This is a genomic window from Clostridium sp. Cult2, assembly GCF_021655075.1.
Lineage (GTDB): Bacteria > Bacillota > Clostridia > Tissierellales > Tepidimicrobiaceae > Schnuerera.
Map to the genome: position 1 here is coordinate 101,462 of NZ_PPXX01000096.1, position 13,651 is coordinate 115,112.

Consider the following 13,651-nt stretch of genomic DNA (forward strand, 5'->3'; position numbering starts at 1 on the left):
TAAAAATAGCAAGGATTTTTTAATATAAGGAGGGGTTAAGGTGAAAAGGAAAATATCCTTTTTATTGGTTATGGTTATTGCTTTGACTTTTATTCCATTTGGTTCCTTTGCACAAAACTATGACAAACAGTTGAAAGAAGCCATTGTCAAAAGCAAGGAGTTATTTAACATTGGAAGTGAATATGATAAATTTGACCAAAGTGTAAGTTCTAGAGATGAAACTACAATATTTTATTTAAATTGGTCGGATAGTAAGGGGAAGTTTGGCAATATAGATGTTTCAATAACTGTAGATGGAACTGTGATAAGTTATGGGAAGTGGAAACCCATTTATAGGGAACAAGGACCTAAACTACCAAAGATTAGTAAAGAAGAAGGATTAAAAATATCAAAGGATTTCATCAAAAAAGTTGCTCCAAAATTTGCAGATAGTATTGAATATATAGATGTATCAGAACCCCTAAATATAAATTCTGATGGCTATGGATATAATTTTGTGAGAACTGAAAATGGAATTCCTTATTACAATAATAGTATTGATATTTTTGTTGATAGTTCCACAGGAGAAATAAGAAATTATTATGCTAATTGGGATATGGATTTAAAATTTTCAGATGCAAAGAATCTAATTTCTTTGGAAAAAGCTGAGGAATTGTACAAAGAAAAAATAGGACTGGATTTAATGTATAAAACAAGCTATAGAGATAGAAGTCCAAAAGTATTTTTAGCTTATAGTCCTAAATATACCAATCTAGGAATTAATGCTAAAGATGGAGAAGTGACTCCGTTAAATGATTATTATCCTCTTTATGAAAAAGCTGCTGACATGGGAGCTAGAGGAGATGCTCCAGCAGATGAATTAAGTCCAGATGAGACAAAAGCAGTAGAAGGTATTGCAGGTCTTATATCTCAAAAAGAAGCTGAAAAAACTGGTAGAGAAATATTAGAATTGGATTCGGAGTATAAATTGAATTATGTTAGACTTTATAAAAACTGGAGATCTGATGATAGTTATAATTGGCAAATGGATTTTGTAAAAGGTTCAGATTCTAAGGCTTATTATGCAAATATAAGTATAGATGCAAAAACCAAGGAGCTTATATCTTTTTATAAATTCGGACCAGAAGAATCGGATAAAAAAGTTAAATACAATGAGGAACAATCCTTAGAAATTGCAAAAGAGTACCTTAAAAAAACAAATCCAGATAAAGTTGAGTTAGTTGAATTTAGAAAGAGTCATGAAGGTTTTAAACCTTTAGAAGACCAAAGAAGCTATTCCTTTGGATTCATTAGAAAACTTGACAATGCCTATGTAGAACAAGATGGTATAACAATTACAGTAGATGCTGTTAATGGGAAAATAATGGAATATAGAATTACTTGGACTAATACAAAATTTCCACCACAGGATAAAGTAATGTCCATAGATAAGGCTTATGATATTTTGTTCGATAATATAGGAATAGAGTTAAAATACGTCAATCCTGATAGATATGAAGGAATCGTTAAGAATGAGAAAGAAGCAATATTGGTCTATGGTTTAAAAACTGATAAACCATCTATAATTGATGCCAACACCGGAACCATATTAAATTATATGGGAGAACCTTATAAGGTACCAACAATAATTAGTTATAAGGATATAGACAAAAGTTATGCAAAGGAAAAGATTAATATATTAGCCCAATATGGTATAGCCTTACCAGGAGAAGAGTTTAAACCAAAGGAAAAGATAATTCAAAAGGATTTTCTATACCTATTAGCAAAGGCACAAAATCCTTATATGGAAATAGATGAATCAGAGGATAAATTATATGCTTATTTGATTAATATGGGGATTATTAAAGAAGATGAAAAGGCTCCAGAAAAAATGGTGACTAAAGAAGAAGGAATAAAATATATAATAAGGGCATTAAAATACGATAAAATTGCGGATATAAGTGAAATATATAAGGATATATTCAAGGATACAAAAGATATATCTCCAGAATTAAAAGGGTATATATCTATAGCCTATGGTCTAAAAATAGTTGAAGGGTATAATGGCAATTTGAATCCTAAAGCAGAATTAAATAGAGAAGATGGAGCAAATATAATATATAACTATTTATTTAGTGGAATGTAGGAATATGGATTTAGCCTATCTTTTATGGTTACCTATACCTTTATAATTAAATATATGAAAGCATATCAATAACATCAATATGTTGAATCAAACAAAACTTCCTTTTTTGGGTGAAAGCCATAGAAAGGGAAGTTTTTTAATTAGGGCCTGTTGTTCTACAGTACTTGTATTCATCTATGAAATAATATAATATATAGGAGAGACTTTAATGAAAGGAATGATTTGACTTTGGCACAGTTGACATCAGTGTTTGTATCTTTTTTACTTATACCTTTTTTAATAAGATTAAAATTTAAATTGAGTTACACCCTTTTGATTTCAGCTGGGGTTCTAAGCATAATATCTGGTTTAGGACTTGAAACTGCAGGAAAAGTTGCAATTAATATTTTTATTAATCCATCATCACGGAATACCATATTAACGGTTATGATGGTGAGTATCCTTGGGGGATTGATGAAACATTATAAAATTCTTGACAAGATAGTGGAAAGTATTTTACTTGTAATTCGCAGTAAAAAAAATGCTTTAATGATAATACCAGCCATGATTGGAATTTTAATAATACCTGGAGGGGCATTGTTGTCTGCTCCTTTTGTCAATAATATTGGGGAAGAGATGAATGCATCTCCCTCTCGAAGAGCTGCAATTAATCTTGTATTTCGTCACATTGCTATGTTTTTATTGCCCTATTCAACTCCATTATTGATAGTTTCTGCTGCTCTCCCCAATTTGAAAATCTTTAAATTGATCTTATTTAATCTATGCTTTGTTGTTTTAATAATTATTACAGGATATTTTTTCTTTTTAAAGGATATAGAATCGGAGATACTGCCGCCTAGAAAAAACATTAGGGGGAATTTATTAAAACTTGCTATTTTAACATCTCCCATTTATATTTCTGTAATAATCAATGGCATAACAGGATTACCGTTTTACATAACTTTAATAGCAAGTATTTTTATAGTCTATTTATTAAGCGATAAAAAAGATTTCTTCAAAGGCCTTATTAAATCTATTAATTGGAATACCATATTAACGGTTATTGCTGTTCTTATTATGAAAGAAATTATATTAAATATGGAAGATTTAATTGGTTTATTCAATAATATATTTGGTACAAGCAGTAATATGCTAGTCACCATGGGTATATTATTGATTTCTTCAATTTTCTTTGGCTATATAACAGGAAATATAACAGCCTCTTTAGCTATAATACTTCCCATGCTTTCTCAGCTTAATATTACAGGGGAACTTATTTATATCTATACCTATTTTGTATTTGGTTCTGCATTTATTGGCTACTTTTTTTCACCACTTCACCTCTGTCAAGCCTTTACATTGGAACATATTGGAGTAACTACTGGTGAACTTTACAAGGAATATAGGTTCTATACGCCTATATTAGTATTAATATTAGTTGTTTCCACATTTGTTTTGAAAATTTTATTTGCTTAAAATAATGGACAAGGTACTAGTGAACAGTACCTTGTCCATTAACTTGCCTCATCTTTTAGTATACCACTGGGAAACCATTTAGAAAAAAAATCCCTTTTTATTCTAAGCTTTTCCTCATTATCAACAATATTATTATCTCTAAAATAAATCTGTACATTGAACATAGAGGTTGCATAGATATGGAAAGCAAAATCTACATCCACAAAATCTTTTAACCTTCCTGATTTTTCAAGTTCTATAAGCTCGTCCAATACATGACTATTCAATTCCTTACTATATTCACCGAAGTAAAATTTCATCATGACTTCAATAGGTGCTCTAGACCAAGTTCGATTGAAATCGATTTCCTTTTGAGTACATATTTTTTCAATAGGGATTATATCGGTATCCATTAGAAAATATCCACCCTTTTCCCTTTCTTTTGCATATACCTTTTTTTCAATTTCGCTCATCAAATGTATATATAAGTCATCTTTATCATGGAAATATTTATAAAAGCTGCCTATTGAAATTTCAGCCCTAGAAGTAATCATTCTAATACTTATATCCTCATAATCTTTTTCGATAAACAAATCATAAGTAGCATTAATAATTTTTTGCTTTTTTTCTGAAGGTAGGTTAAAAAAAGTTTGTTTTGGCATAGAAACCTCCTTTCAAAATCTACATTACTCCAATTATAATTATACCAAATATTTAAAAAATTGAAAGTTTATATTCATGATAGATGAAATATCTAAATGCTTAAAATTGTTAAAAAAAGGCATTGACATAAGAATTTACCTATGTTAAGATATTTACAATATTCAAAAGTGAACACGTTCACTACAGCGATTTAAAGTGATACCATAATAATATGCTAGGAGGGAATCTGGTGAAAAGGTATATATATAAAAGAATTTTAACAGGGTTGTTAACAATTCTAATAGTATTTTCTATTAATTTCATAATAATAAATTTAGCGCCGGGGAATCCTATAAAGACGCTAATGGGTAAGGAAACCGATGACCCAGCTCTAAGAGCTGCTTTAGAACAAAAATATGGTTTGGACAAGCCATTACACATACAGTTTATTTCTTATTTAAAGACTGCCATGAGTGGAGATTTAGGCACATCCATTATTTATAATAGACCAGTTAGTGAAATGATTACTGAGAAATTACCAGCTACTATTTTGTTGGTTTTAACATCTGGAATATTATCTCTTATCATAGGTACTCTAATGGGGATTGTTGCTGCTAGAAAAGAAGGTTCTTTTGTCGATGTGGTATTTTCAGGTTTTTCTTATATTTTAAATTCCATGCCTTCATTCTGGCTAGGTTTGATGTTGATTATTATATTTTCATCTGTACTTAATCTACTTCCTACTTGTGGAATGACAGACACAAGGGCTTCCTATAAGGGAATGGCATATGTAATGGATGTTTTAAAACATATGATATTGCCTGTAGGTACATTGATACTAATAGAGATTCCTCTATATTATCGGATTGCGAAATCCTCTGTATTACAGGTAACCAATGAAGACTTCATTTTAACATTGAGAGCTACAGGAATGAATGAAAAAAAGATATTTAACAAATATATTTTTAGAAATGCCATTTTACCTACTGTAACAATATTTGGTATATCCTTAGCTTATTTGATTACTGGAGTTGCCCTTATAGAAACGGTATTTGCATGGCCAGGGACTGGTAGACTTGTACTAACTGCCATCACCCAAAGGGATTATCCTACTCTAATGGGGATATATTTAGTTATGTCAGTTTCCGTTGCAGTTGTTATGATGTTGGTTGATATTTTATATGCAGTACTAGACCCTAGAATTAGGTATTAAGGAGGGCTTTAAAGATGATAAAGACTATTGTAAACGATAAACAGCTTTTATTTGGGGTACTAGGCATAATATTTTTATTAATAATTGTCGCATTTGCTCCAAATATTGCACCAGAAGACCCATATGTTTTTGGACCCGATGTATTAAATAAAATAGGAGAAAATGGACATATACTTGGGACCAATAAAATGGGACAGGATATTTTTAGCATGATTATTTACGGAACTAGGACTTCTTTACAAGTAGCTGTAATTTCCGCTTTGATTTCTGGGTTATTAGGGATTTTAATAGGCGGGATTGCAGGTTTTTTTGGAGGGGCTGCCGATAGAGTGGTTTCTGAAATAATAAATATTTTTATGATGCTTCCAACTTTCTTTTTAATATTACTTATTATTGCATTGTTTGGAAACAGTATTTATAATGTAATGATTGTAATAGGCCTTACTACCTGGCCAAGTAATGCCAAGCTTATGAGAGCCCAAGCATTATCCTTAAGGGAAAGAACTTTTGTTAAGGCAGCTACTGCTATGGGAGAAACTAAAGGTCAAATATTATTTAAATATATAATTCCTAATGGAATATTCCCTGTTATAGCAAATACCACTGTTGGAATGTCAAATGCAATATTAACTGAAGCGGGTTTAAGCTTTTTAGGTTTAGGTGATCCCAATATAATAAGTTGGGGACAGATGATATATGATGGGAAATCCTTCCTTACTAGTGCATGGTGGATTGCAACTGTTGCAGGTGTTGCCATTGTAATTACAGTAACCATATTTTATCTATTAGGGGACGGATTAAACCATGTGATGAACCCTAAACATTCCAAGGAAAAAGGGGTGTAGAAGATGGATAATACAATCTTAGAGTTAAAAGATTTTAATGTAACCTATGTAAATAAATATAAAAAAGTATATGCAGTAAAAGATGCAGGTTTCAAAATAAATAGGGGAGATTCTTTAGGTCTGGTAGGCGAATCTGGATCAGGGAAATCCACATTGGCTATGGCTTTACTTAGACTTTTACCAGAGAAAACTACTGAAATATCAGGGGTAGCAAATTTCCTAGGAAAAGATTTAATTAAAATGTCTCAAGATGAACTCAAAAAGATTAGATGGAAAGAACTTTCTGTAGTATTCCAAAAATCTATGAACTCACTATCTCCTGTTCATAAGATAGGAACACAAGTAGAAGATATATATTGGGTTCATAATCCAAAGGCTACTAAGAAGGAGATATTTGATAGATTTGCCTATTTACTTGGATTAGTAAATCTATCCGATAGAGTATATAATCTATATCCTCATGAACTATCTGGTGGTATGCTTCAAAGGGTTTCCATTGCCTTAAGTCTTATTAATAACCCAAAGCTACTCATATTAGATGAGGCTACTACAGCCTTAGACGTAGTTACTCAAGGACAAATACTTGATGAGATTGTCAAGATGGAAAGGGAAATGGATATGACCAGGATAATGATTACCCACGATATGTCAGTAGTGGCTACATCCTGTAATAAAGTTGCTGTTATGTATGCTGGAGAGCTTATGGAATTAGGATATGTAAAAGAAGTGCTAAAAAGCCCTCTACATCCATATACTAAAGGACTTTTGGCATCTTTTCCATCCTTGAAAGGAGAAAATAGTAAATTAGAAGGTATAAGTGGATTTTTACCAGACTTATCTCAAAAGTATGAAGGGTGTATTTTTGCTCCTAGATGTGAACAGGCAATGGATATATGCAAGAAAAAACCTAAGCTAATGGATTTAGGCAACGAAAGAGCTATTAGATGTCACCTATATGGAGGTGAAAAGTAGATGAAAAATAATGAATCATATATAAATATAGATAATGTATCCATGTGGTATCCAGTAAAGGGCAAGTTTAGCTTAACCTCCAAAGGGAAACAATTTGTAAAAGCTGTAGATGGAGTATCTTTACAGCTGGAAAAGGGAGAAATACTTGGAATAATTGGAGAATCTGGATGTGGGAAATCTACTCTTGGAAGGATTCTTGCTAGGCTCGAAGATCCTACAGATGGAGATGTATATATAGAAAATGTGTCCACAAGTGAACTTATGAAGAAAGACCCAAAGGCTTTTAGAAGATTGGTTCAAATAGTATTTCAAAATCCCTATGATTCCTTTACCCCTAGGGATACTATAGAAGAAATTTTGATGCGACCATTAAATATCCATTCTATTGGAAATTCAAAAGAGGATAGAAGAAAGCTTATTGAAGAAACTTTGGAATTTGGTGGACTTCGCCCAGCAAAGGATATTATGAAAAGGTATCCTCATGAATTATCTGGTGGGCAATTGCAAAGAATTTCTATTTTACGTGCTATGTTAATGGACCCTAAATTTATTATAGCTGATGAACCTGTATCCATGTTGGACGTTTCCGTTAGAGCTGAGATTATCAATATGCTTATTAGGTTGAGTAAGGAAAAGGATGCAGCAATAATATTCATCAGTCACGATATCTCCCTTACTAGGTATATTTCTAATAAGGTAGCTGTAATGTATTTAGGAAAAGTTGTAGAGTATGGCGAGGCAGATGAAATAGTTAAAAATCCAAAACATCCTTATACTCAAACTTTAATTTCTAATTGTGGTTCCATAGATCCAGATGAAATTATGGACAAGATAAAAGTAGAAGGGGAACCACCTACACCAATAAATCCAGGGCCAGGCTGTTATTTTGCACCAAGATGCTTTAAAGCCACTGAAGAATGTTTCAAAAAATATCCAGCTACTCTTGATTTAGGACAAGGTCATTTAGTAGCTTGCGATAAATTAATCAAAAATGATGAGGAGGCATAATCATGAAAAGAAAGATTTTTTTAGTAATAGCAGTTTTAACATTAATCGCTGTTACGGCAGTAGGATGTAGTTCTAATACTAAAGATAATAATACAGCAGGAAAAACAGAAGGTGTAGAAAAAACATTAATAGTAAGAGCTACTGGAGACCCAATGTCCTTTAATCCAGATACATTGTCAGATGACAATAACTATTCTATTGTACAAAACATATACAATAGGCTTGTTAAGTTAGATGCTAGTAAACAGATTATCCCCGATTTAGCTACTGAATGGGATGTAAGTGAAGATGGTAAAGCTATTACCTTCCATTTAAGGGACGATGCTCATTGGCATGATGGGGAACCTGTAACTAGTAAAGACGTAAAATATACTTTTGACACTATAAAAGAAAATCCAACCTATTATATGAGTTCAAGACTTCAAATAGTTGATTCCATTGATACTCCAGATGAAAACACTGTAGTTTTCAATATGAATCAAGCTGATGTTTCCTTTATTGCAGATTTAGGCTGGTATGGAACCTTTATTTTACCAGAACATGTATTTAACAATGGACAAACATGGGAAGAAAACCCTGCTTCAATGGAACCTATAGGTTCTGGACCATTTAAATTATCAGAATTCAAACAAGGAGAGAGCATTACTATAGTTGCTAATCCAGATTATCATGAGGGAGCTCCTAAACTTGATAAAGTAATATTTACAATAATTCCTGATGATGCAACTGCAGTACAAGCATTAATCAATGGTGAGATAGATGTATTAGAAACTGTACCTGCAGCCAATGTGGATGAATTGATGGCTAATGAAAATATTAGGATGGAACTAAACGAATATCCATCACCTATGAGAATTATATTTAATTTAAATAATGATTTAGTATCTGATGTGAATGTTAGAAAAGCTATAGCTACAGCATTAGATAAAGAAGAAATATCCCAAAAGATATTTAATGGAGTTCAAAAACCAGAATACAATATGTATCCTTCATTAATCGAATGGGCTAGTAATAGTGAAGATACATCCCCTAAATTTAATATAGAAGAAGCTATAAAAATATTAGAAGATGCAGGATATACTAAAGATGCTGATGGGTTCTATGTAAGAGGACTTACCATAGATGTATTTGATAGTAGTGGATACCCAGATGCTGCAAAACTTATGGCAGCTTCATTAGAAAAAGCTGGTATTGAGTTAAAAGTTCAAGTTCATGAATTCAACGCTTGGGATGAAAAGGTTTCAATACAAAGAGATTTCATACTTGAATTACAAGGTGGATTCATGGGACCAGACCCTAATGCATTATACAAACGTTTTGGCACAGGGATGGGCAGTAACTATGGAGAATATAGCAATAAAGAATTCGACGATATATTAGCTCAAGCAGCAGCTACAGGAGATCAAGAAAAAAGAGCAGAACTATATAAGAAGGCACAAGCCATATTAGCAGAAGACCTTCCATATGTTCCAATTGTATCCTATGCTGGTTATGATGCAAATAATGTGAAATTCACAAATCTACCAATAGATGGTACTGGAAAATGGGGTTGGCAAGAATTTACATTTACTGATATAGCAGAGTAATTAACTATTAAAAGGCTAATTGCATTTTCTGGAAAAAGATGGTGCAATTAGCCTCTATTTAGGAGGTAGCATAAATGAAAAACTTAATTGATGAAGTAATAAGAAAGGTACCTAATTATAATGAGTTTTTAACTGTAGATGAAATGGATGCCAGTAGCAAAAAATTAGCTGAAGAATATCCAGAAGTTGTGGAATTGTTTGAAATGGGTAGAACTAGAGATAATCATCCTTTATACTGTTTAAAAATTGGCAATGGTTCAGAAAATGCTCTTATGTTTGGATGTCCCCATCCTAATGAGCCAATAGGAGCTATGATGCTTGAATATTTTACAAGAGAATTAGCTGAAAACAAAGAATTAAGGGAAAAACTAGACTATACTTGGTATATTGTAAAATCCTGGGATGCAGATGGTACAAGGCTTAATGAAAATTGGTTTAAGGGACCCTTTACTCTATATAACTATGCTAGAAATTTCTTTAGACCTGCAGGTCATCAACAAGTAGACTGGACTTTCCCAATCGATTACAAAGAATTACATTTCCATGATACTATTCCTGAAACTAAGGCTATGATGAATTTAATAGATGAGATAAGACCAAAATTCATATATTCCCTTCATAATGCTGGTTTTGGTGGTGTTTATTGGTATATAACATGGGAAACTCCAGAAATATATGATGATATGAGAAATGCAGCTCATAAACAAGGTATTCCTTTGAATTTAGGAGAACCAGAAGCACCTTATTGTGTAGCTTATTCTCCTGCAATCTATCAGGATTTAGGAATTCAACAAGATTATGATTATCTAGAAAAATATGGTGTAGAAAATCCTGGAGAAGTTATTAAAGCAGGAACTTGTAGCTCGGATTATGGCGAAAAAGTATGTAATGCCTTTACACTTTTAACTGAATTACCATATTTTTATGATAAAAGGATAAATGATTTATCCCCATCGGATATAACCAGAAAAGATGCTGTTTTAGAGAGTTTAGAATTTAGTGAAGAAGCAGATGAGTTTATAAGAATTACATTAAATAAGACTAAAAAACATATGGATAAGAAAAATCCATTTAGATTAGCCTTAGAAGCTTTTACCGATAATAATGAAAGTAACGAAGCTACTAGAGAAATGGTCAATACCAATCCGGATTTTGCAAAGATGGCAACGGTAGCTGAAAAATTTGATAACCTTTTAGTATCTAAATTTTACAAGATGCTTTCCTATGGATTATTGGTTAGAGCCCATGAAAGTGAACTTAAGAATATGAAAGAAAACAATGAAGCAAATCCAGAAAAAGAAAAGGATTTAGAAGAAGCCTTCAATGCTGCTTTAAATAGACTAAAGGCATTAAGCGAAAAACTTGAAAAGGAAATCGATTATGAAGTAGTACCTATTAAAAAACTTATTAGTATCCAATTGGAATGTGGTCTACTAATGGCAGACTATTTAAAAAGGGATTAAGGAGGTTTCCTAATGATTCTAATTAAAGGCGGAAATGTTCATGACGGTAAAGGAAATATATTGGAGAATACGGATATTTTAATAGATGGAAAAGTTATTAAAGAAATCAACTCTTCCATTAAGGTATCAGAGGATACTGAAATATATGATGCAAAGGGGAAAACTATTTTTCCTGGATTTATAGATTCCCTTAATGTATGGGGATGTGAGGGACCAGGATGGGAGGATAATGATTTACGAGAGCATTCGAACCCAGTAACTCCGGAGATGAATGTGGTTTATTCCTTTGACCAAGATAGTATGATGTTTCAAAGGGTATTTGAATATGGGGTAACCAGTGCAGGTATAACTCCTTCCACATCCAATGTTTTAGGAGGACAAGCAGCAGTATTTAAAACCTATGGAAAACATCCCTATGAAATGTTAGTCAAAGAAAAGGTTGCTATGATTTCTTCCATAACAGCAGAAACTAAAAAGGTTTATGGGACTAGAAATACTTGCCCTATGACTAAAATGGGAGCTATCTCTTTACTAAAAGAAGCAATTATTAAAGCTATGGAATATAAGAAAGATGATAAAAAAGAATATGATTCCAAATCAGTTGCTCTACAGAAGGTAATAGATAGGGAAATTCCATTATTTATTAATTGCAATACTAAATCCGATATGGATGCAATTGAATTGGCATTAAAGGATTTACCTGTGAATATTGTTTTTACCGGTTCCTTTGGTGTAAGTGAAGATACGGGAAGCATATTGAAGGATAACTTTAGTATAATCCTTGGAGATTTATCCAATGCAATGTCTTCTACCAATAGGTATGTGGATTTTGAAGGCGTTAAAAAACTTATGGAGAAGGGAATAGATGTGGCTATTAGCTGTTGTGGAGATAGAACAGCTTCAGGAAAAGAATCCTTACTATGGAATGCCATACTATGTTATAAATATGGTATAAAGGACGAAGATGTATTGAAGATGGTTACTTCCATCCCAGCCAAGATTCTTGGCGTAGAGGATAAAATAGGCTCCATAGAAGTTGGAAAGGATGCAGATATTGTTATATGGACAGACAATCCTATTAAAACCTATTCTGCTAAGATTGAAGCTACATTTATTCAGGGAGAAAACATCCTGTATTCTAGGAGGGATAATACATGTTGGTCATAAAAGATGCGAAAATATATACTTCTGCTGGGAAAGTTTATGAAAAAGGAGATATCCTTATAGAAGAAGGTAAGATTGTAGATGTAGGACAGAATTTAAGTTGGGATAAAGGAGAAGTAATAGATGCTAATGGCCTTGTAGTAATCCCTGGAATAATAGATGCCCATAGCCATATAGGTGGCTTTGGCAGTACTATGGACGACCAGGACCTAAATGAAATGACTAAAAATGCCACTCCTGAAGTAGAATCCATATATTCTATAGATACTAAATCCCCAGAATTAAAAAGGGTTTTAGAAGCTGGTATTACTACCTCAGCTATTGCTCCAGGAAGCGGTAACGTAATAGGTGGTCTAGTATGTGCTGTAAAATCTTATGGGGATAATATTGAAGACATGTGCATTAAAAATCCAGTGGCATTAAAAGCAGCTCTAGGAGGAAATCCTAAAGGTGTTTATGGTAAGAGGAATGAAATGCCTATGACTCGTATGGGAATTGCCAATGTAATTAGAGATACTCTAATCAAAGGGCAACAGTATATGGAAAAAAGAGAACGAGGAGAAGCAGAATTTGATTTTGGTATGGAAAATGTATGCAAGGTACTTAGAAAAGAGATACCATTAAAAGTACATTGCGAACAATTTGATATGTTAACCATTATCCGCATTGCCAAAGAATTTGACATTGATTTTACATTAGACCATGCTTGGGGAGCGAGTGATTTTTACGATGATATTGTAGAATCTAACTGCAAAGGAGTAATTTATGGACCAATAGGAGTATTACTATTACCAGGAGAATGTGGAAAGATTGATATATACAGCCTTATAGAATTGGACAAAAGAGGAGTTACATGTGCCATAATGACAGATGGACCTATATTAAATCCTGACGTAATCATTGTTCAAGCTGGCGAAGTTGTTAGATTTGGTGGAGATATTGAAAGGGTTATCAATATGCTCACCATAAACCCAGCTAAGATAATTGGTATAGATGATAGAGTAGGTTCCATTGAAAAAGGAAAAGATGCCGACTTAGTCATCTTTGATGGAACTCCAGCATTGGACACCAATGCTACTGTAAAATACACCATTATAAACGGGCAAATTGTCCATAAAAACATATAATATAACAAAAAGCCAAAGGTTATCCCCCTCCTTTGGCTTTTTTGAATGTTTTGAGAAAATAGGCCTCGAAAT

Annotated in this window: 11 protein-coding genes and 1 pseudogene; 11 read left to right on the forward strand and 1 reads right to left on the reverse strand. The window is 32.6% G+C overall.

From position 1 onward, the window contains the following. Positions 1-40: 40 nt before the first annotated feature. Both C3E90_RS13535 and C3E90_RS10250 read left to right on the forward strand, forming a co-directional pair. Positions 41-2,125, forward strand: a complete 2,085-nt coding sequence (locus tag C3E90_RS13535; RefSeq protein ID WP_236915563.1) for an S-layer homology domain-containing protein — start codon at positions 41-43, stop codon at positions 2,123-2,125. 228 nt (positions 2,126-2,353) lie between these two features. Then, positions 2,354-3,580, forward strand: coding sequence for a DUF401 family protein (locus C3E90_RS10250; RefSeq protein ID WP_236915565.1), 1,227 nt, complete (start codon positions 2,354-2,356; stop codon positions 3,578-3,580). Between the two features lie 38 nt (positions 3,581-3,618). On the opposite strand, the gene C3E90_RS10255 is transcribed toward C3E90_RS10250, so the two are convergent. After that, positions 3,619-4,221 carry a TetR/AcrR family transcriptional regulator gene (locus tag C3E90_RS10255; protein ID WP_236915566.1) on the reverse strand — a complete coding sequence of 201 codons (603 nt, stop codon included), beginning with the start codon at positions 4,219-4,221 and terminating at the stop codon, positions 3,619-3,621. A 230-nt stretch (positions 4,222-4,451) separates the two neighbouring features. On the opposite strand from C3E90_RS10255, the gene C3E90_RS10260 reads away from it, so the two are divergent. The 9 genes and pseudogenes from C3E90_RS10260 to C3E90_RS10295 all read left to right on the forward strand — a co-directional run bounded on the left by C3E90_RS10260 (position 4,452) and on the right by C3E90_RS10295 (position 13,579). Next, a complete protein-coding gene (locus C3E90_RS10260) occupies positions 4,452-5,414 on the forward strand; it encodes an ABC transporter permease (protein ID WP_236915568.1) in 963 nt (320 codons plus the stop codon). A gap of 14 nt (positions 5,415-5,428) precedes the next feature. Next, the gene (locus C3E90_RS10265) at positions 5,429-6,259 is read left to right on the forward strand and encodes an ABC transporter permease (RefSeq protein WP_236915570.1); all 831 of its coding nucleotides are present in this window, start codon (positions 5,429-5,431) and stop codon (positions 6,257-6,259) included. A 3-nt stretch (positions 6,260-6,262) separates the two neighbouring features. Next, positions 6,263-6,880 (forward strand): annotated as a pseudogene (locus tag C3E90_RS13625) (ATP-binding cassette domain-containing protein); the annotation flags it as partial. A gap of 81 nt (positions 6,881-6,961) precedes the next feature. Continuing rightward, positions 6,962-7,231 (forward strand): oligopeptide/dipeptide ABC transporter ATP-binding protein, encoded by a 270-nt coding sequence (locus C3E90_RS13630; protein ID WP_442870579.1) that lies wholly within the window; start codon positions 6,962-6,964, stop codon positions 7,229-7,231. Beyond that, positions 7,232-8,239 carry an ABC transporter ATP-binding protein gene (locus C3E90_RS10275; protein WP_236915572.1) on the forward strand — a complete coding sequence of 336 codons (1,008 nt, stop codon included), beginning with the start codon at positions 7,232-7,234 and terminating at the stop codon, positions 8,237-8,239. Between the two features lie 2 nt (positions 8,240-8,241). Next, entirely contained in the window at positions 8,242-9,825 is a 1,584-nt protein-coding gene (locus C3E90_RS10280; RefSeq protein WP_236915574.1) for an ABC transporter substrate-binding protein, read from the forward strand. Positions 9,826-9,899: 74 nt separating this feature from the next. Next, positions 9,900-11,288 carry a M14 family zinc carboxypeptidase gene (locus tag C3E90_RS10285; RefSeq protein WP_236915575.1) on the forward strand — a complete coding sequence of 463 codons (1,389 nt, stop codon included), beginning with the start codon at positions 9,900-9,902 and terminating at the stop codon, positions 11,286-11,288. 12 nt (positions 11,289-11,300) lie between these two features. Beyond that, on the forward strand, positions 11,301-12,455 hold the full coding sequence (locus tag C3E90_RS10290; protein WP_236915577.1) for an amidohydrolase family protein: 1,155 nt from the start codon (positions 11,301-11,303) through the stop codon (positions 12,453-12,455). Beyond that, entirely contained in the window at positions 12,443-13,579 is a 1,137-nt protein-coding gene (locus C3E90_RS10295; RefSeq protein WP_236915579.1) for an amidohydrolase family protein, read from the forward strand. Before C3E90_RS10290 ends, C3E90_RS10295 begins: the two co-directional genes overlap by 13 nt. Positions 13,580-13,651 lie beyond the last annotated feature (72 nt).

Bases quoted from the DNA above. Each gene is read 5' to 3' on its own strand.
- C3E90_RS10255 (WP_236915566.1), bottom strand. From the start codon at position 4,221: ATGCCAAAACAAACTTTTTTTAACCTACCTTCAGAAAAAAAGCAAAAA.
- C3E90_RS10265 (WP_236915570.1), top strand. From the start codon at position 5,429: ATGATAAAGACTATTGTAAACGATAAACAGCTTTTATTTGGGGTACTA.
- C3E90_RS13630 (WP_442870579.1), top strand. From the start codon at position 6,962: ATGGAATTAGGATATGTAAAAGAAGTGCTAAAAAGCCCTCTACATCCA.
- C3E90_RS10275 (WP_236915572.1), top strand. From the start codon at position 7,232: ATGAAAAATAATGAATCATATATAAATATAGATAATGTATCCATGTGG.
- C3E90_RS10280 (WP_236915574.1), top strand. From the start codon at position 8,242: ATGAAAAGAAAGATTTTTTTAGTAATAGCAGTTTTAACATTAATCGCT.
- C3E90_RS10285 (WP_236915575.1), top strand. From the start codon at position 9,900: ATGAAAAACTTAATTGATGAAGTAATAAGAAAGGTACCTAATTATAAT.
- C3E90_RS10290 (WP_236915577.1), top strand. From the start codon at position 11,301: ATGATTCTAATTAAAGGCGGAAATGTTCATGACGGTAAAGGAAATATA.
- C3E90_RS10295 (WP_236915579.1), top strand. From the start codon at position 12,443: ATGTTGGTCATAAAAGATGCGAAAATATATACTTCTGCTGGGAAAGTT.